Annotated in this window: 14 protein-coding genes; 9 read left to right on the top strand and 5 right to left on the bottom strand. The window is 70.4% G+C overall.

The window, feature by feature from the left end:
• Positions 1–281 precede the first annotated feature (281 nt).
• The 7 genes from ACH4NX_RS07390 to pgi all read left to right on the top strand — a co-directional run bounded on the left by ACH4NX_RS07390 (position 282) and on the right by pgi (position 9,271).
• Positions 282–3,236, top strand: a complete 2,955-nt coding sequence (locus ACH4NX_RS07390) for a M14 family zinc carboxypeptidase (RefSeq protein ID WP_398127684.1) — start codon at positions 282–284, stop codon at positions 3,234–3,236.
• A 227-nt stretch (positions 3,237–3,463) separates the two neighbouring features.
• Positions 3,464–4,471, top strand: a complete 1,008-nt coding sequence (gene gap, locus ACH4NX_RS07385; protein WP_279565786.1) for a type I glyceraldehyde-3-phosphate dehydrogenase — start codon at positions 3,464–3,466, stop codon at positions 4,469–4,471.
• Between the two features lie 142 nt (positions 4,472–4,613).
• Positions 4,614–5,825 (top strand): phosphoglycerate kinase, encoded by a 1,212-nt coding sequence (locus tag ACH4NX_RS07380; RefSeq protein ID WP_398127683.1) that lies wholly within the window; start codon positions 4,614–4,616, stop codon positions 5,823–5,825.
• A 5-nt stretch (positions 5,826–5,830) separates the two neighbouring features.
• Positions 5,831–6,607, top strand: coding sequence for a triose-phosphate isomerase (gene tpiA / locus ACH4NX_RS07375; protein ID WP_351399082.1), 777 nt, complete (start codon positions 5,831–5,833; stop codon positions 6,605–6,607).
• Positions 6,608–6,744: 137 nt separating this feature from the next.
• Positions 6,745–6,981, top strand: coding sequence for a preprotein translocase subunit SecG (gene secG, locus ACH4NX_RS07370; protein ID WP_079160504.1), 237 nt, complete (start codon positions 6,745–6,747; stop codon positions 6,979–6,981).
• A 199-nt stretch (positions 6,982–7,180) separates the two neighbouring features.
• A complete protein-coding gene (locus tag ACH4NX_RS07365) occupies positions 7,181–7,516 on the top strand; it encodes an RNA polymerase-binding protein RbpA (protein WP_351399085.1) in 336 nt (111 codons plus the stop codon).
• A gap of 102 nt (positions 7,517–7,618) precedes the next feature.
• Positions 7,619–9,271, top strand: a complete 1,653-nt coding sequence (pgi, locus tag ACH4NX_RS07360) for a glucose-6-phosphate isomerase (RefSeq protein WP_351399087.1) — start codon at positions 7,619–7,621, stop codon at positions 9,269–9,271.
• A gap of 162 nt (positions 9,272–9,433) precedes the next feature.
• On the opposite strand, the gene pgl is transcribed toward pgi, so the two are convergent.
• The 5 genes from pgl to tkt are packed head-to-tail and all read right to left on the bottom strand — an operon-like array spanning position 9,434 to position 16,042.
• On the bottom strand, positions 9,434–10,216 hold the full coding sequence (pgl, locus tag ACH4NX_RS07355; RefSeq protein ID WP_351399089.1) for a 6-phosphogluconolactonase: 783 nt from the start codon (positions 10,214–10,216) through the stop codon (positions 9,434–9,436).
• Positions 10,213–11,277: a glucose-6-phosphate dehydrogenase assembly protein OpcA gene (opcA, locus tag ACH4NX_RS07350; protein WP_398127682.1), complete on the bottom strand. Its 1,065-nt coding sequence runs from the start codon at positions 11,275–11,277 to the stop codon at positions 10,213–10,215. The genes pgl and opcA overlap by 4 nt, the downstream gene beginning before the upstream one ends.
• Positions 11,274–12,797: a glucose-6-phosphate dehydrogenase gene (gene zwf / locus ACH4NX_RS07345; protein WP_351399093.1), complete on the bottom strand. Its 1,524-nt coding sequence runs from the start codon at positions 12,795–12,797 to the stop codon at positions 11,274–11,276. Before zwf ends, opcA begins: the two co-directional genes overlap by 4 nt.
• Before the next feature lie 4 nt (positions 12,798–12,801).
• Positions 12,802–13,920: a transaldolase gene (gene tal, locus ACH4NX_RS07340; protein WP_398127681.1), complete on the bottom strand. Its 1,119-nt coding sequence runs from the start codon at positions 13,918–13,920 to the stop codon at positions 12,802–12,804.
• A gap of 34 nt (positions 13,921–13,954) precedes the next feature.
• Positions 13,955–16,042 (bottom strand): transketolase, encoded by a 2,088-nt coding sequence (gene tkt, locus ACH4NX_RS07335; RefSeq protein WP_398127680.1) that lies wholly within the window; start codon positions 16,040–16,042, stop codon positions 13,955–13,957.
• 361 nt (positions 16,043–16,403) lie between these two features.
• On the opposite strand from tkt, the gene ACH4NX_RS07330 reads away from it, so the two are divergent.
• The gene (locus ACH4NX_RS07330; RefSeq protein ID WP_398127679.1) at positions 16,404–17,372 is read left to right on the top strand and encodes a heme o synthase; all 969 of its coding nucleotides are present in this window, start codon (positions 16,404–16,406) and stop codon (positions 17,370–17,372) included.
• A 95-nt stretch (positions 17,373–17,467) separates the two neighbouring features.
• Entirely contained in the window at positions 17,468–19,102 is a 1,635-nt protein-coding gene (locus ACH4NX_RS07325) for a PucR family transcriptional regulator (protein ID WP_351402330.1), read from the top strand.

Raw genomic sequence — 19,102 nt, 5'->3', positions numbered from 1 at the left:
CCCCATCGGCCGGCCCCGTCGGTCGGCCCGGCCGGCCGGCCTCCTCCGCCCGCCCCGCCTGCGGTCCCGCCTGCCGGTCCCGTCAGTCGGCCGAACGCCGCGCCGGCCCGTCGCACAAGGGCCGTAACAAGCCGGTGCGGGCGCCCACTTGGGTGACCGGCACCGGCTTTCGCGTGTCCTTGCGGCGCTCTTGACTCGATCATGAGCTGTCATGAGCCTGGCATCTGTTCGCTGCTGTGGCGAACCCAGGCCTGTCGGACAGGCCTCTCCTAGGGGGGTTCATGAGACGAAGAGCGAGATCGATCCTCGCCGTCGGCGCGCTCCTGATCGGCGGAGCGAGCTTCGCACCCATCGCCCAGGCACAGCCCGCCGGCTCCGCCACCGCGGACGCCGACGAGGTGAAGGTCTTCCGCACCGACGTGACCCAGGAGCAGGTACCCCTGCTGCTGGCCGCCGGCCAGGACGGCCACGAACTCGGTGAGCGGGTCCCCGACAAGGGCACGGCCACCGTCGAGGGCTACCTCACCGACCAGCAGGCCGGGAAACTGGAGAAACAGGGACTCGACCTCACCGAGCACACCCTCTCCACCCGGGCCGAGAAACGCGTGAAGAGCGCCGCCGACGGCGTCTTCCGCCCGTACAGCGGCAGCGGCGGCCTCAAGGAGGAGATCCTCCGCACCGCGCGGGAGAACCCCCGCCTCACCAAGGTCGTCTCCATCGGCAAGACGGTGAACGGCCAGGACATCCTCGCGCTCAAGATGACCGGGCACGCGAAGAAGTCGAAGGACGGCTCCAAGCCCGCCGTCCTCTACATGTCCAACCAGCACGCGCGCGAGTGGATCACCCCGGAGATGACCCGGCGGCTGATGCACCACTACCTGGACAAGTACGACGAGGACCGGCGGATCAAGAAGCTGGTCGACTCCACCGAACTGTGGTTCCTCCTGTCGGCCAACCCCGACGGCTACGACTACACGTTCGAGAACACCGACAACCGCCTGTGGCGCAAGAACCTGCGCGACAACAACGGTGACGGCGCCATCGGCACCGGCGACGGCGTCGACCTCAACCGCAACTTCGCCTACAAGTGGGGCTACGACGACGAGGGCTCGTCCCCCAACCCCACCAGCCAGACCTACCGGGGCGCCGGTCCGAACTCCGAGCCCGAGACCAAGGCCCTGGACGCCCTCCAGAAGCGGATCGGCTTCACGTACGGCATCAACTACCACTCCGCCGCCGAACTCCTCCTCTACGGGGTCGGCTGGCAGGTGGCCACGGACACCCCGGACGACGTCCTGTACGAGGCGCTCGCCGGCACCCCCGACAACTCCGCGATCCCCGGCTACCACCCCCAGGTCTCCTCGGAGCTGTACACCACCAACGGCGAGGCGGACGGCCACGCGGCCAACGTCAACGGCATGGCGATGTTCACCCCGGAGATGTCGACCTGCCAGACCATCTCCGAGCAGGACCCCGACGACGAGTGGGACCCGCGCGACTGCCGGTCGGGCTTCAACTTCCCCGACGACGAGAAACTGATCCAGCGGGAGTTCGCGAAGAACATCCCCTTCGCGCTCTCCGTCGCCGAGAGCGCCGCCCACCCCGACCGGCCGTCCTCCGCGGTCGGCCTGGAGGCCGCCGACTTCACCCCGGCCCCCTTCACCACCTCCTACTCACGAGGCGCCGACCAGGAGGTCTCCGTCGTCGTACGCGAGTCGGTGCGGGACAAGGAGCTGAAGTACCGCGTCAACGGCGGACGCGTCCACGACATGAAGCTGCGGCCCTGGCGGGGCGGTGAGACGTACGGCGGCGAGGACAACCTCTACTTCGACGAGTACCGCGCCAAGGTCAAGGACGGCGACCGCGGTGACCGGGTCGAGGTCTGGTTCAGCGGCGAGACGAAGCAGGGCAGGCGGACCGAGAGCGAGCACTTCACGTACACGATCGCCGAGCGGCCCCGCGCGGACGTCCTCGTCGTCGCCGAGGAGGGCGCCAAGGCCACGCAGGCACAGACGTACGTGGACGCCCTCGAGGCCAACGGCAGGCGCGCGGCCGTCTGGGACGTCGCCACCCAGGGCACGCCCGACGCGCTCGGCGTCCTCGGCCACTTCCACACGGTCGTCCACCACACCGGTGCCGCGGTGCCCGGCAACGCCACCCAGCTCCAGCTGCGCGCCTTCCTCAACGAGGGCGGCCGGCTGATCGAGGCGGGCGAGCGGGCCGGCGGCAGCGTCGACCTCGGCGGCGGCACCATGTCCGACGACTTCAGCCAGTACTACCTGGGCGCCTACACCCGTACGTCGACCCCCGGGGCCACCGGATTCACCGGGTCCGGCAAGCTCGACGGGACCACCGGCGCGCTCGGCGACGCCCCCGGCAACCCGCTGGACGCCGCCGGCACCTACAGCGTCACCTCGGACCAGCTGCCCGCCGGCAGCTACCCGCAGTTCGCGAGCGCGGGCGCCGGCGAGTTCCCGGGGACGGTCAATCCGTACGGGCCGTACGCGGGGGAGTGGATGGCCGCCGCCGTCCACACCGACGACGCGTACAAGCGGCTCACCCGCACGGTCGACCTCACCGGCGTCGGCGCCGCCGACCGGCCCACGCTCCGCACCCAGCTGCTGTGGGACACCGAGCGCGGCTACGACCACGTCCTGGTCGAGGCGCACACCCCCGGCGCCGACGACTGGACCACGCTCCCCGAGACGGGCGGCGCCACCGGCACGGCCGTGCCCGCGGAGTGCGCGGCCGGGTTCTACCTGGGCGAACACCCCTGGCTGGAGCACTACCTGACCCTGTCCGACGGCGGCTGCGCCGCGACCGGGACGAGCGGGCGGTGGAACAGCCTCACCGGCTCCTCCGGGGGCTGGCGGCAGGCCGAGTTCGACCTGAGCGCCTACGCCGGGAAGTCCGTCGAGGTGTCGATCGCCTACGTCACCGACCCCGGCAGCGGCGGACGCGGCGTCCTCGCCGACGAGGCGTCGCTGGTCGTCGGCGGTACGGCGACCGCGACCGAGGGCTTCGAGACCGCGCTCGGCGCCTGGCGGGTCTCCGGGCCGCCCGAGGGCAGCCCCGCCGTACTGAAGGACTGGACCCGCACCGGGACCCTGTTCCGGACGTACGGCGCGGTCACCACGGACGACACGGTCCTGCTGGGCTTCGGCCTGGAGCACCTGACCGAGCCGGCCGCCCGGGCGGCTCTGCTCCGGCAGGCGCTGCGTGCCCTGGACGAGTGAATCCGGGCCTGCCGGGGACTGACACGGTGTAGCCAAATCGGGTGACCGGTCCCCGTGTTCCAGGGCGGTCCGTACCCCTACTGGCGGGTACGGACCGCCCTGCCGGGTATGGGGCGTCTCGATGTCACCCCCGACGCCTCGGAGAGGTAGGGTCGGAGGTGGTCGGGGACATCCCAAATACAGCTCGCCGGCACATCGGGCCGGCGTACCAACGAGGAGATCGGTTCGTGACGATCCGCGTAGGCATCAACGGCTTTGGCCGCATCGGTCGTAACTACTTCCGCGCGCTGCTGGAGCAGGGTGCAGACATCGAGATCGTGGCTGTCAACGACCTGGGTGACACCGCGACCACCGCACATCTGCTGAAGTACGACACCATCCTCGGCCGCCTCAAGCAGGAGGTCTCGCACACCGAGGACACCATCACCGTCGGTGACAAGACCGTCAAGGTCCTCGCCGAGCGCAACCCCGCGGACATCCCGTGGGGCGAGCTGGGTGTCGATATCGTCATCGAGTCGACCGGCATCTTCACGAAGAAGGCCGACGCCGAGAAGCACATCGCCGGCGGTGCCAAGAAGGTCCTCATCTCGGCTCCGGCCAAGGACGAGGACGTCACCATCGTGATGGGCGTCAACCAGGACTCGTACGACCCGGCGAACCACCACGTCATCTCCAACGCCTCCTGCACCACCAACTGCGTGGCGCCGATGGCCAAGGTCCTCGACGAGAACTTCGGCATCGTCAAGGGCCTGATGACGACGGTGCACGCGTACACGAACGACCAGCGCATCCTGGACTTCCCGCACAAGGACCTGCGCCGCGCCCGTGCCGCCGCGGAGAACATCATCCCGACCACCACGGGTGCCGCCAAGGCCACCGCGCTGGTCCTCCCGCAGCTCAAGGGCAAGCTGGACGGCATGGCGATGCGCGTCCCGGTCCCGACCGGCTCGGTCACCGACCTCGTCCTGGAGCTCAGCCGCGAGGTCACCAAGGAAGAGGTCAACGCCGCCTTCCAGAAGGCCGCCGAGGGCGAGCTCAAGGGCATCCTGGAGTACACCGAGGACGCGATCGTCTCCTCGGACATCGTCAACGCCCCGGCGTCCTGCACCTTCGACTCGTCCCTGACCATGGTCCAGGACGGCAAGAGCGTGAAGGTCATCGGCTGGTACGACAACGAGTGGGGCTACTCGAACCGCCTCGTCGACCTCACGGTCTTCATCGGCAACCAGCTCTGATCGACTCGGACTCAGCAGGCACCGCGATGCGGTGGCAGGGCTCGGGCAGCGCAAGGCCGCGCTGCCCGAGCCCTGCGTCGCGTCCGCAGCGACCAGCCCTCGTAGGATCACGAGCGATCACGAGAACCCAGGAGCTCTCTGCATGAAGACGATCGACGAACTGCTCTCCGAAGGCGTCGCGGGCAAGCGCGTCTTCGTCCGCGCCGACCTGAACGTGCCGCTGGACGGCACCACCATCACCGACGACGGCCGCATCCGCGCCGTGGTGCCCACCGTCAAGGCCCTGGCCGACGCGGGCGCGCGCGTGATCGTCGCCTCGCACCTGGGCCGCCCCAAGGGCGCCCCGGACCCGGTCTTCTCCCTCGCCCCGGCCGCCGCCCGCCTCGGTGAACTGCTCGGCGCCGGCGTCGCCTTCGCCGAGGACACGGTCGGCACCGCCGCCGAGTCCACGGTGGCCGGCCTCGCCGACGGCCGGGTCGCGGTCATCGAGAACCTGCGCTTCAACGCGGGCGAGACCAGCAAGGACGACACCGAGCGCGCCGCCTTCGCCGACAAGCTGGCCGGCCTCGCGGACGTCTACGTCGGCGACGGCTTCGGGGCCGTGCACCGCAAGCACGCCTCGGTCTTCGACCTGCCGAAGAGGCTTCCGCACTACGCCGGCCACCTCATCGCCACCGAGGTCGGCGTCCTGAGGAAGCTCACCGACGACGTCAAGCGCCCCTACGTCGTCGCCCTCGGCGGCGCCAAGGTCTCCGACAAGCTCGCCGTCATCGACCAGCTGCTCGGCAGGGCCGACCGGCTCCTCATCGGCGGCGGCATGGCGTACACCTTCCTCAAGGCCCAGGGCCACGAGGTCGGCATCTCCCTCCTCCAGGAGGACCAGGTCCCGACCGTGAAGGAGTACATGGAGCGCGCGGAGAAGAACGGCGTCGAGCTGGTCCTTCCCGTCGACGTCCTGGTCGCGCCGGAGTTCCCGGACCTGAAGACCAAGGCCCCGGCCAACCCCGCCACCGTCGCCGCGGACGCCATCCCGGCCGACCAGGAGGGTCTGGACATCGGTCCGGAGACCCGCAAGCTGTACGCATCGAAGCTCGCCGACGCCGCCACCGTCTTCTGGAACGGCCCCATGGGCGTCTTCGAGCACCCCGACTACGCCGAGGGCACCAAGGCGGTCGCCCAGGCCCTCGTCGACACCGACGGCTTCACCGTGGTCGGCGGTGGCGACTCCGCCGCGGCCGTCCGCACCCTCGGCTTCGACGAGAACGCATTCGGCCACATCTCGACCGGCGGCGGCGCCTCCCTCGAATACCTCGAGGGCAAGACGCTCCCCGGCCTCGCCGCACTGGAGGACTGACCCCGATGACCACCCGCACGCCGCTGATGGCGGGCAACTGGAAGATGAACCTCAACCACCTCGAGGCCATCGCCCAAGTCCAGAAGCTCGCCTTCGCCCTGGCGGACAAGGACTACGACGCCGTCGAGGTCGCCGTCCTCGTCCCCTTCACCGACCTGCGCTCGGTGCAGACCCTGGTCGAGCACGACAAGTTGAAGATCAAGTACGGCGCCCAGGACATCTCCGCCCACGACGGCGGCGCCTACACCGGCGAGATCTCCGGCCCGATGCTGGCCAAGCTGCGCTGCGCCTACGTCGCGATCGGCCACTCCGAGCGCCGGCAGTACCACGCCGAGACCGACGAACTGGTGAACGCCAAGGTCAAGGCCGCCTACAAGCACGGCCTGACCCCGATCCTGTGCGTCGGCGAGGAGCTGGACGTCCGTGAGGCGGGCAACCACGTCGCCCACACCCTCGCCCAGGTCGAGGGCGGCCTGAAGGACGTCCCCGCCGAGCAGGCCGAGACCGTCGTGATCGCCTACGAGCCCGTGTGGGCCATCGGCACCGGCAAGGTCTGCGGCGCCGAGGACGCCCAGGAGGTCTGCGCGGCCGTCCGCGGCAAGCTCGCCGACCTGTACTCGCAGGAGCTGGCCGACAAGGTCCGCATCCAGTACGGCGGCTCGGTCAAGTCCGGCAACGTCGCCGAGATCATGTCGCAGGCCGACATCGACGGCGCGCTGGTCGGCGGCGCCTCGCTGGACTCGGACGAGTTCGTCAAGATCGTCCGCTTCCGCGACCAGTAGCCCGACACGGAGATCGACCAGCAGGTCGACCAGTGAGTATGCGCTAGCGGCGATACGTCGTACCCTTGCGGGGGCATGGTGGCCCACTGTCACCGTGCCCCCGTCGTTCATCCGAATCCGAGGAAGTTGGTCCAGCCGTGGTTTTGGGGTTCTCGATCGCCCTGATCGTCTTCAGCCTGCTGCTGATGCTGCTGGTGCTGATGCACAAGGGGAAGGGCGGCGGCCTCTCCGACATGTTCGGTGGCGGCATGCAGTCGTCCGTCGGCGGCTCCTCGGTCGCCGAGCGCAACCTCGACCGGATCACCGTCGTGGTCGGTCTGCTCTGGTTCGCGTGCATCATGGTGCTCGGCCTTCTGATGAAGGCGAACAACTGACACACCCCGCACTTCAGCACGTAAAGCCCCATGTTCGGTACGCGCCCCACGGCGCCGCCTATCATGGGGCTTGCGTCTGAGCAGTGGAGCTTGTAACTCCAACCACTGGACGCGCGTTGGGCCTTACGTAGACTGAGGCGCTCGCAGCGAAGCGAACGCCGACTCGCTTTGCGGCACCATCACGCAGGGAGTTACGACCGTGGCAAGTGGCAACGCGATCCGGGGAAGCCGGGTCGGGGCGGGGCCGATGGGCGAGGCCGAGCGTGGCGAGTCCGCGCCGCGTCTGCGCATCGCCTTCTGGTGCTCCAACGGACACGAGACGCAGCCGAGCTTCGCGAGCGACGCACAGGTCCCGGACACCTGGGACTGCACGCGCTGCGGCTTTCCCGCCGGGCAGGACCGGGACAATCCACCGGACCCGCCGCGCACCGAGCCCTACAAGACCCACCTCGCGTACGTGCGCGAGCGTCGCAGCGACGCGGACGGCGAGGCCATCCTCGCCGAGGCGCTCGCCAAACTGCGGGGCGAGATCTAGTTCAGCCTCCTCCAGGCCGCCTCGGTCTTCCTCAGCGCTGATCAATTAGGTTGGAACAGCCGGGACAGCTGGGACACCTAAGGAAGAAGGCTGAAGTCCGACATGAACGAAGACGGCCGTACGAGGCTCAACCAGATGGCCGAATGGACCGCGCTGGCCAAGCACCGAGAGGAGCTCGGCGAGGTGCGGCTGCGCGAGCTGTTCGCCGCCGACCCGGGTCGCGGCACCGGCCGCACGCTCCGGGTGGGAGACCTGTACGTCGACTACTCCAAGCACCTCGTCACCGACGAGACGCTGCGGCTGCTGCGCGAACTGGCCGCCGCCACCGAGGTCTTCCCCCTGCGCGACGCCATGTTCCGGGGCGAGAAGATCAACACCACCGAGGACCGGGCGGTGCTGCACACCGCGCTGCGCGCCCCGCGCGACGCGGTGATCGAGGTCGACGGCGAGAACGTCGTGCCCAAGGTGCACGCGGTGCTCGACAAGATGACCGGCTTCGCCGAGCGCGTCCGCTCCGGACAGTGGCAGGGCCACACCGGCAAACGCATCAGGAACGTCGTCAACATCGGCATCGGCGGCTCCGACCTGGGCCCCGCCATGGCCTACGAGGCGCTGCGCGCCTTCACCGACCGCGAGTTGACGGTCCGTTTCGTCTCCAATGTCGACGGCGCCGACCTGCACGAGGCCACCCACGGCCTGGATCCGGCCGAGACGCTGTTCGTCATCGCCTCCAAGACCTTCACCACCATCGAGACGGTCACCAACGCCACTTCCGCCCGGACCTGGCTGCTGAACGCCCTCGGTGACGAGAAGGCCGTCGCCAAGCACTTCGTCGCCCTGTCGACGAACGCGGAGAAGGTCGCCGCCTTCGGCATCGACACGGCCAACATGTTCGAGTTCTGGGACTGGGTCGGCGGTCGCTACTCGTACGACTCGGCGATCGGCCTGGCCCTGATGATCGCCATCGGCCCGGACCGCTTCCGGGAGATGCTGGACGGCTTCCACCTCGTCGACGAGCACTTCCGCACCGCCCCCGCCGAGTCCAACGTCCCGCTGCTGATGGGTCTGCTGGGCATCTGGTACGGCAACTTCCTGGGCGCCCAGTCGCACGCGGTGCTGCCGTACTCGCACTACCTGTCGAGGTTCACCGCGTACCTCCAGCAGCTCGACATGGAGTCCAACGGCAAGTACGTCGACCGCGACGGGCGCGAGGTCGACTGGCAGACCGGCCCCGTGGTCTGGGGCACACCCGGCACCAACGGGCAGCACGCGTATTACCAGTTGATCCACCAGGGCACCAAGCTCATCCCGGCGGACTTCATCGGCTTCGCCCGGCCGGTGGCCGAGCTGAGTGACGAGCTGAAGGCCCAGCACGACCTGCTGATGGCCAACTTCTTCGCGCAGACCCAGGCGCTCGCCTTCGGCAAGACGCCGGACGAGGTGCGGGCCGAGGGAGTCCCGGAGGAGCTGGTCCCGCACAAGACGTTCAAGGGCGATCACCCGACGACCACGATCCTCGCCCGAGAGCTGACCCCGTCGGTGCTCGGACAGCTCGTCGCCCTCTACGAGCACAAGGTGTTCGTCCAGGGCGCGGTGTGGAACATCGACTCCTTCGACCAGTGGGGCGTCGAACTGGGCAAGGTCCTCGCCAAGCGCGTCGAACCCGCCCTCACCGACGGCGCCGAGGTCCCCGGCCTGGACGCCTCCACGCGGGCGCTCGTCGCCGCCTACCGGGAGCTGCGCGGGCGGGAGTGAGCGACGGGAGAGGGGCGGGGCGGCAGGGGCGACAAGCCCCCACCGCCCCGCCCCTCTCCCGTCCCACGGGCCGATCAGGCCGACGCCACGTCCCGGTCAGGCCGACGCCACGTCCCGGTCAGGCCGACGCCACGTCCCGGTCAGGCCGCCGCCATGGACCGGTCAGGCCGACGCCGGCGGATACAGCGAACGCGGCAGCTGCGAAGCCGCCGCCGAGTCCAGCAGCCACAGGGTCCGGGCGCGGCCCTGTGCCCCCGCCGCCGGTGCCTGGATCTCGCCCGCGCCCGACAGCGCGATGGCCGCCGCCTCCGCCTTGTCCTCGCCGGCCGCCAGGAGCCACACCTCGCGGGCGGCGCGGATCGCCGGGAGGGTGAGCGTCACCCGGGTCGGCGGCGGCTTGGGCGCGCCGCGGACGCCGACCACCGTACGGTCCGTCTCGCGGACCGCGGGCAGCTCCGGGAAGAGCGACGCCACGTGCGTGTCCGGGCCGACGCCCAGCAGCAGGACGTCGAAGGACGGCACCGCGGCGTGGTTCTCGGGAACGGACGCCTCGGCCAGCTCCCGCGCGTACGCGGCGGCCGCCGCCTCCACGTCCGAGCCGTGCGGGCCGTCCGACGCCGGCATCGCGTGCACCCGCTCCGGGTCCAGCGGCACCGAGTCGAGCAGCGCCTCGCGCGCCTGGGTGACGTTGCGCTCCGGGTCGCCCTCGGGCAGGAAGCGCTCGTCGCCCCACCACAGGTCCAGGCGGGTCCAGTCGATCGCGTCCCGGGCCGGGGACCCGGCGAGCGCCGCGAGCAGGCCGTTGCCGTTGCGGCCACCGGTCAGGACCACGGACGCGCTGCCCCGGGAGGCCTGCGCGTCCACGATCCTCGTGATCAGCCGGGCCGCCGCGGCCTCGGCCATCAGCTCCTTGTCGCGGTGCACGACCAGCTGGGGAGTGCTCACTTGGCCGCCGCCTTCCTCACCGGTGTCTTCTCCTGCGCCGCGTCCTTCGCGGGAGCCTTCGCAGCCGTTTCGACGGGAGCCGCGACGGCCCCGCCACCGGAGGAGTTCCCTTTGGCCGGCGCGTCCGGGGAATCCGGCGCGTTCAGCCGGTTCACCCCGTACCGCAGCGCCGAGGCGTACGTGTCGTCCGGGTCGAGGCGCCGCAGCTCCTCCGCGATCAGTTCGGCCGTCTCGCGGCGCTTGAGCGCCACCGCGCGGGCCGGCTGGCCCTGGATGGACAGGTTCGCCAGCGAGCCGTCGGCCCGGTCCAGGACGACGGGGCCGCAGTCGGTCTCCATGCGGACCGCCGTCAGACCCGGGCCGCTCGACGCCGAGCGCTGCACCGGGACGCCCAGCCGGTCCGCGAGCCACATCGCGAGCAGCTCGCAGCTCGGGTTGTACTCCTCGCCCTCCACCTCGACCGCCTGCACCTTGCAGTCGACCTGGTCCAGGGCCGCGGCCAGCATCGAGCGCCACGGCGTGATGCGGGTCCAGGACAGGTCGGTGTCGCCCGGCGCGTAGGCGTCGGCGCGAGCGGCCAGCTCCCGTACCGGCTCCTCGCAGGCGTAGGTGTCGGTGACCCTGCGCTGGGCCAGCGCGCCCAGCGGGTCCCCGGCCGGGTTCAGCGGCGCGTTCACCGGCCACCACACCACCACCGGCGCGTCCGGCAGCAGCAGCGGCAGGACCACCGACTGGGCGTGGTCGACGACGTCGCCGTACAGCCGCAGCACGATCGTCTCGCCGGTGCCCGCGTCGGCGCCGAGGCGTACCTCGGCGTCCAGCCGGGACTTCGTACGGTCCCGGGGCGAGCGCGAGACGCGCTTGATGACCACGAGCGTGCGCGAGGGGTGCTCGTGCGCGGCGTCGCTCGCGGCCTTCAGCGCGTCGTAGGCGTTCTCCTCGTCGGTGACGATGACCAGGGTGAGCACCATGCCGATGGCCGGGGTGCCGATGGCCCGGCGTCCCAGCACCAGCGCCTTGTTGATCTTGCTGGCCGTGGTGTCCGTGAGGTCTGTCTTCATGGCCGGCGCCAGCTCCGTCCGTCTCGCTCGAGCATGTGGTCCGCCTCGACGGGTCCCCAGGTGCCGGCCGCGTACTGGGCCGGGGTGCCGTGCTCGTCCCAGTACTCCTCGATCGGGTCGAGGATCTTCCAGGACAGCTCGACCTCCTCGGTGCGCGGGAAGAGGTTGGCGTCGCCGAGCAGCACGTCCAGGATGAGGCGCTCGTACGCCTCGGGGCTGGACTCCGTGAAGGACTCGCCGTAGGCGAAGTCCATGGACACGTCCCGGATCTCCATCGACGTGCCCGGCACCTTGGAGCCGAAGCGGACGGTGACGCCCTCGTCGGGCTGGACGCGGATGACGATCGCGTTCGAGCCGAGTTCCTCGGTGGCCGTGGAGTCGAAGGGGGAGTGCGGGGCCCGCTGGAAGACGACCGCGATCTCGGTGACGCGGCGGCCGAGGCGCTTGCCGGTGCGCAGGTAGAAGGGGACACCCGCCCAGCGGCGGTTGTCGATGCCCACCTTGATCGCGGCGTAGGTGTCGGTCTTCGACTTCGGGTCGATGCCGTCCTCTTCGAGGTAGCCGACGGCCTTCGCGCCGCCCTGCCACCCGGCCGCGTACTGGCCGCGCACGGTGTCCCGGCCCAGGTCCTTGGGGAGGCGGACCGCGCCGAGCACCTTGGTCTTCTCCGCGGCCAGCGCGTCCGCGTCGAAGGAGGCGGGCTCCTCCATGGCGGTCAGCGCGAGCAGCTGGAGCAGGTGGTTCTGGATGACGTCACGGGCGGCGCCGATGCCGTCGTAGTAGCCGGCCCGGCCGCCGATGCCGATGTCCTCGGCCATCGTCACCTGTATGTGGTCGACGTAGGAGCGGTTCCAGATCGGCTCGAACATCGTGTTGGCGAAGCGCAGCGCCAGGATGTTCTGGACGGTCTCCTTGCCCAGGTAGTGGTCGATGCGGAAGACCTGGTCCGGGGCGAAGACCTCGTGGACGATCCGGTTGAGTTCCTCGGCCGACCTCAGGTCGTGGCCGAACGGCTTCTCGATCACCGCGCGGCGCCAGGAGCCGCTCGACTGGTCGGCGAGGCCGTGCTTCTTCAGCTGCTTGATGACCACGGGGAAGGACTTCGGCGGCACCGAGAGGTAGAAGGCGAAGTTGCCGCCCGTACCCTGCGCCTTGTCCAGCTCCTCGATGGTGCCGCGCAGCCGTTCGAAGGCGTCGTCGTCGTCGAAGGTGCCCTGGACGAAGCGCATCCCCTGGATGAGCTGCTGCCAGACCTCCTCGCGGAACGGCGTACGGGAGTGTTCCTTGACGGCGTCGTGCACGACCTGGGCGAAGTCCTCGTGCTCCCAGTCGCGGCGGGCGAAGCCGACAAGAGAGAAGCCCGGCGGCAGCAGACCCCGGTTGGCGAGGTCGTACACGGCGGGCATGAGCTTCTTGCGGGAGAGGTCACCGGTGACGCCGAAAATGACCAGACCCGACGGCCCCGCGATACGCGGGAGCCGTCGGTCTGCGGGGTCACGCAGCGGGTTGCTGCTTGACAATGTCTTAGCCCTCCGAGGGGGCGAGGCGCTTCAGCTCCGCCTCGGTCGACTTCAGCAGGTCCGTCCAGGAGTCCTCGAACTTGTCGACGCCCTCCTTCTCCAGCAGCCGGACCACCTCGTCGTAGCCGATCCCGAGCTTCTCGACCGCGTCGAGGTCGGCGCGGGCCTGCTCGTAGGTGCCGGCGACCGTGTCGCCGGTGATCTCGCCGTGGTCCTCGGTGGCGAACAGCGTCGCCTCCGGCATGGTGTTGACCGTGTTCGGCGCGACCAGGTCGGTGACGTACATGGTGTCGCTGTACGCCTTGTCCTTCACACCGGTGGAGGCCCACAGCGGACGCTGCTTGTTGGCGCCGGCCTTCTCCAGGGCGTTCCAGCGGTCGGAGGAGAAGATCTCCTCGTACGCCTGGTAGGCGAGGCGGGCGTTGGCGACGGCGGCCTTGCCGCGCAGCGCCTTGGCGGCGTCGGTGCCGAGCGCGTCGATGCGCTTGTCGATCTCGGTGTCCACGCGGGACACGAAGAAGGACGCCACCGAGTGGATCTCGGAGAGGTCCAGGCCGCGCTCCCTGGCCTTCTCCAGACCGGTCAGGAAGGCGTCCATGACCAGGCGGTAGCGCTCCAGCGAGAAGATCAGCGTGACGTTGACGCTGATGCCCAGGCGGATGGTCTCGGCGATCGCCGGGATACCGGCCTCGGTCGCCGGGATCTTGATCAGCGTGTTGGGCCGGTCCACCAGCCAGGCCAGCTGCTTGGCCTCGGCGACCGTCGCCTTGGTGTTGTGCGCGAGACGCGGGTCCACCTCGATGGAGACCCGGCCGTCCTTGCCGCCGGTGGCGTCGAAGACGGGGCGCAGGATGTCGGCGGCGTCGCGGACGTCCGCCGTGGTGATCATGCGGATCGCCTCTTCGACCGTGACCTTGCGGAAGGCGAGGTCGGAGAGCTGCTGGTCGTAGCCGTCGCCCTGCGAGATCGCCTTCTGGAAGATCGACGGGTTGGTGGTGACGCCCACGACGTGCTGCTGGTCGATCAGCTCGGCGAGGTTGCCGGACGTGATGCGCTTGCGCGACAGGTCGTCCAGCCAGATCGCGACGCCTTCATCGGAGAGGCGCTTGAGTGCGTCTGTCATGGAAAATGCATCTCCTACGTGTCGTGTACGAGCGTCAGCGCTGAGCTGCGGTCAGCGATTCCCGGGCGGCGGATGCGACGTTCTCGGCGGTGAAGCCGAACTCGCGGAAGAGCACCTTGCCGTCCGCCGAGGCACCGAAGTGCTCCAGGGAAACGATGCGGCCGGCGTCCCCGACGTACTTGTGCCAGGTGAGACCGATCCCGGCCTCCACCGCGACACGGGCCCTCACGGACGGGGGCAGGACGCTGTCCCGGTACCCCTGGTCCTGCTGCTCGAACCACTCGACGCACGGCATGGACACCACACGCGTCGGCACGCCGTCGGCCTGGAGCCGCTCGCGCGCCTCGACGGCGACGTGCACCTCGGAGCCGGTGGCGATCAGGACGACCTCGGCGTCGCCGCCGTCGGCCTCGAACAGGACGTAGCCGCCCTTGGCCGCGTCCTCGTTGGCCTCGTACGTCGGCACGCCCTGGCGGGTCAGCGCCAGACCGTGCGGCTGGCCCTTGCCGAACTCCTTCGTCCAGCGCCCGAGGATCTCGCGCCAGGCGATGGCCGTCTCGTTGGCGTCCGCCGGGCGGACCACGTTCAGGCCCGGGATGGCGCGCAGCGAGGCGAGGTGCTCGACGGGCTGGTGGGTCGGGCCGTCCTCGCCCAGACCGATGGAGTCGTGCGTCCACACGTACGTCACCGGCAGGTGCATCAGCGCCGACAGCCGCACCGCGTTGCGCATGTAGTCGGAGAACACCAGGAAGGTGCCGCCGTAGACGCGGGTGTTGCCGTGCAGCGCGATGCCGTTCATCTCGGCGGCCATCGCGTGCTCGCGGATGCCGAAGTGAATCGTGCGGCCGTACGGGTCCGCCTCCGGCAGCGGGTTGTCCGCCGGGAGGAAGGACGACGTCTTGTCGATCGTCGTGTTGTTCGAGCCGGCCAGGTCGGCCGAGCCGCCCCACAGCTCCGGGACGACCGCGCCGAGCGCCTGGAGGATCTTGCCGGACGCGGCACGGGTGGCGACACCCTTGCCCGTCTCGAAGACCGGGATCTTCTCCTCCCAGCCCTTGGGCAGCTCGCCCCTGGCGACGCGCTCGTACTCGGCGGCGCGGTCGGGGTGGTTGTCCCGCCACTGCTGGAAGGTCTTCTCCCACACGGCGCGGGCCGCCCGGCCCTTCTCCAGAGCCTTGCGGGTGTGGCCGATGACCTCGTCGGAGACCTCGAAGGTCTTCTCCGGGTCGAAGCCCAGGACCCGCTTGGTCGCCGCGACCTCGTCGTCGCCGAGCGCCGAGCCGTGCGCGGCCTCGGTGTTCTGCGCGTTCGGGGCGGGCCAGGCGATGATCGAGCGCATGGCGATGAAGGACGGCTTGTCCGTGACCTTCTTCGCCGCCTCGATCGCGTCGTAGAGCGCGTTCGGGTCCAGGTCGCCGTCCGGCTTCGGGGCGACGCGCTGCACGTGCCAGCCGTACGCCTCGTACCGCTTGCAGGTGTCCTCGGAGACGGCGGTCTCGGTGTCGCCCTCGATGGAGATGTGGTTGTCGTCCCACAGCAGGACCAGGTTGCCGAGCTTCTGGTGGCCCGCGAGGGAGGAGGCCTCGGCGGAGATGCCCTCCTGGAGGCAGCCGTCACCGGCGACGCAGTAGACGAAGTGGTCGAACGGGGACTCGCCCTCGGCGGCCTCCGGGTCGAACAGGCCGCGCTCGTAGCGGGCGGCCATCGCCATGCCCACCGCGTTGGCGACACCCTGGCCCAGCGGGCCGGTCGTCGTCTCCACGCCCGTGGTGTGGCCGTACTCCGGGTGCCCGGGGGTCTTGGAGCCCCACGTGCGGAAGGACTCGAGGTCCGCCAGCTCCAGACCGAAGCCGGCCAGGTAGAGCTGGGTGTAGAGAGTCAGGGACGAATGGCCGGCGGACAGCACGAAACGGTCGCGTCCGACCCAGTTCGCGTCGGCGGGGTCGTGCCGCATCACCTTCTGGAAGAGGGTGTAGGCGGCGGGCGCCAGGCTCATCGCCGTACCCGGATGGCCGTTGCCAACCTTCTGTACGGCATCGGCGGCCAGGACGCGGGCGGTGTCCACGGCCCGCTGGTCCAGTTCGGTCCACTCGAGGTCTGTGGTGGTCGGCTTGGTGCTCACCCTGAGTCAGGGCTCCTCTCCACATGTCGGATGCCGGTGCGCGTGCTGCGCCCACCGGCTGCCGGCGCGTCCGTGAGTCGGCCGGCCATGGCCGAGCCTACCCCCGTAAGTACGTGCGTTTTTCCGCTGGAAACAAGACTGCCGGGACTCTTGTCGATCCGCCTCCCGACTGGGCGAAACCGCATTCGGCAAGTGAATACGGAGCCGCTCATCTGACTGCTCAATCGACTCCCCGAACGCACGTCGGAGCACCTCTCCCAACACGACCCCACCCCCACGAAGGCCGAAGTACGGGCAACGTCTAAAGTGGCGTGGTACGCGCGAGCCTTTACCGCCACTTCACACGGTCGGGCTTGCTGGGATGTCTCTGTCAGGGGTGTGCGTGACGGCCGTTGAATCCCGTCCTGCGGGGGTTATCGGGACGAACCAGAGCCCGAGTCACCGGCCGTTCGGGGCCCGTGTCAAGGCGTTCGTGGCGTTGACCAAGCCGCGGATCATCGAGCTTTTGCTGATCACCACCGTTCCGGTGATGTTCCTCGCCGAACAAGGTGTTCCCGATCTGAAGCTGGTGCTGCTGACCTGTGTCGGCGGTTACCTGTCCGCCGGCGGCGCCAACGCGCTGAACATGTACATCGACCGCGACATCGACGCGCTGATGGACCGGACCTCGCAGCGCCCGCTGGTGACCGGCATGGTCAGTCCGGTCGAGTGCCTCGTCTTCGGCATCACCCTGGCCGTCGTCTCGACCCTGCTGTTCGGTCTCACCGTCAACTGGCTGTCGGCCTGGCTCTCGCTCGGCGCTCTCCTCTTCTATGTGGTCGTCTACACGATGATCCTCAAGCGCCGCACCTCGCAGAACATCGTCTGGGGCGGTATCGCCGGCTGCCTGCCGGTGCTCATCGGCTGGTCGGCCGTGACCAACTCGATGTCCTGGGCGCCGGTCATCCTGTTCGGGGTGATGTTCTTCTGGACGCCGCCGCACTACTGGCCGCTGTCCATGAAGGTCAAGGAGGACTACGCGCGCGTCGGCGTGCCGATGCTCCCGGTCATCGCCTCCAACAAGGTCGTCGCCCGCCAGATCGTCATCTACAGCTGGGTGATGGTCGCCGTGTCGCTGCTGCTGCAGCCGCTGGGCTACACCGGCTGGTTCTACACGGCGGTCGCCCTGGCGGCCGGCGGCATGTGGCTGTGGGAGGCGCACGGGCTGCAGAACCGCGCCAAGGCCGAGGTGACGGGCGGCAAGCTCAAGGAGATGCGGCTCTTCCACTGGTCGATCACCTACGTGTCGGTGCTGTTCCTGGCGATCGCGGTGGACCCCTTCCTGCGCTGACTCCTCGCGGCCGACGGGGGGGGGGGGGGGGGGGGGGGGGGGCGCCCCCCCCCCCCCCCCCCCCCCGCCCCCACCCCGCGGGTACCGTCCGCTGCATGACCACCCCCAGCGCACCCCCACCCTCGGGGATCACCGTGCAGCGCGCCCTGGAGCTCCCCGGCCTCCGCAGCGGCCTGCCGGAGATCCTCGCCGGCGCCGACCGCCTGCACCGCACCGTGCGCTGGGTGCACGCCGGCGAGGTCCCCAACATCGCCTCCCTCCTCAAGGGCGGCGAACTCCTCCTCACCACGGGCTACGGCCTCGGCACCCGCCCCGCCGAACAGCGCGCGTTCGTCCGCACCCTCGCCGAGCGCGGCATCGCGGCCCTCGTCATGGAACTCGGCCCGCGTTTCGCGAGACTTCCCGCGGCCCTCGTGGACACGGCCCGCGCGGCCGGACTGCCCCTGGTCCAGCTGCACCGCGAGGTGCCGTTCGTGACGGTCACCGAGGAGATCCACACCGAGATCGTCAACGGCCACTACGCGCTGCTCCAGCGGGCCGAGGAGGTGCACCGCCGCTGCACGGAGGCTCTCCTCGGCGGCGGCGGGGTGCCCCAGGTGCTCGGCATCCTGGCCGACTTCGGCGACAACCCGGTCTTCCTGGAGACCACCGACGGCCGCCTGCTGTACGCCGCCGGCTCCGGCCCCCAGGGCGCGGACCCGCTCCAGGTGTGGGAAGGGCTGCGCGGCCCGCACAAGGACGCCCCGCCGCCGGCGGGCTCGGTCCTGGTGGACGTGCCCGGCGGCGGCCCGGGCGCCGGGTCGGTACGCGCACGGCTCGTCCTGCTGCCCGTACGGTCCCCGCTCGCGCCGGTGCACCGGATGGCGGCGGAGCGGGCGGCCGGCATCCTCGCCGTGGTGCTGATGCAGGCACGGCAGGAGGAGGAACTGGCGGCGCGTGGGCGCGGCGACTTCCTCACCGATCTCGCCGAGGGCCGGATCACGGCGCAGGACGCCCCGGCGCAGGCCCGCGTCCTGGGCTTCAAGCCGGGCGGCAGCCCGCTGCTCCCCGTGGTGATGCGCCTCGGTGACGCCCTGTCCCCCGCCGGCGGCGGCTGGGCGGTGCTGGCGCGCGCGGTCGCCGAGGAGCTCGCGTCGGTCGGGGTGCCCGTCCTGCTGGGCGTACGGCCGGTGGAGGGGCGGGTGCCGCTCTTGCTGGGCCTGCGTACGGAGTCGGAGCGGGCCGCGGTCGCGGACCGGGTCGCGGCGGCACTGCGGGCGGGCGCGGAGCGGGCCGGCATGCGACAGCCGGGGGCGCAGCCGCCCGTCGTGGTCGTCGGGGTGGCCGGCGGCTGGGCGGCGGCGTCGGCGGGCCTCAGACACGCGGCGGAGACGGCGACCGCGGCCCAGGGCCTCACCGACCGGCCCTGGTACGACGCCCGGCGTCTCGACATCGACCTGCTGCTGTGGCGGCTGCGCGACCATCCGGATCTCGCGGCCTTCGTGGACCGGGCGATCGGCCCCCTGCGCGACCACGACCACCGCTCCAAGCCCTCTCTGCTCCCCACCCTCCAGACGTATCTGGCGCACGCGGGCCGCAAGGCGGAGACGGCGCGCGAACTCCACCTCAACCGGCAGACGCTGTACAACCGGCTGGCGAGGATCGGGGAGTTGCTGGGCACGGATCTCGACGATCCGCAGACCGTCCTGGCGTTGAGCCTGGCCCTGCGGGCGCGCCGCCACGTGCCGTGA

It is taken from the genome of Streptomyces sp. NPDC017225, assembly GCF_044331465.1.
Taxonomy (GTDB): domain Bacteria; phylum Actinomycetota; class Actinomycetes; order Streptomycetales; family Streptomycetaceae; genus Streptomyces.
This window is presented reverse-complemented; position numbering and strand designations above follow the sequence as displayed.

Bases quoted from the DNA above. Each gene is read 5' to 3' on its own strand.
- opcA (WP_398127682.1), bottom strand. From the start codon at position 11,277: ATGAAGACAGACCTCACGGACACCACGGCCAGCAAGATCAACAAGGCG.
- tpiA (WP_351399082.1), top strand. From the start codon at position 5,831: ATGACCACCCGCACGCCGCTGATGGCGGGCAACTGGAAGATGAACCTC.
- ACH4NX_RS07390 (WP_398127684.1), top strand. From the start codon at position 282: ATGAGACGAAGAGCGAGATCGATCCTCGCCGTCGGCGCGCTCCTGATC.
- ACH4NX_RS07330 (WP_398127679.1), top strand. From the start codon at position 16,404: ATGTCTCTGTCAGGGGTGTGCGTGACGGCCGTTGAATCCCGTCCTGCG.
- ACH4NX_RS07380 (WP_398127683.1), top strand. From the start codon at position 4,614: ATGAAGACGATCGACGAACTGCTCTCCGAAGGCGTCGCGGGCAAGCGC.
- pgi (WP_351399087.1), top strand. From the start codon at position 7,619: ATGAACGAAGACGGCCGTACGAGGCTCAACCAGATGGCCGAATGGACC.
- ACH4NX_RS07325 (WP_351402330.1), top strand. From the start codon at position 17,468: ATGACCACCCCCAGCGCACCCCCACCCTCGGGGATCACCGTGCAGCGC.
- tal (WP_398127681.1), bottom strand. From the start codon at position 13,920: ATGACAGACGCACTCAAGCGCCTCTCCGATGAAGGCGTCGCGATCTGG.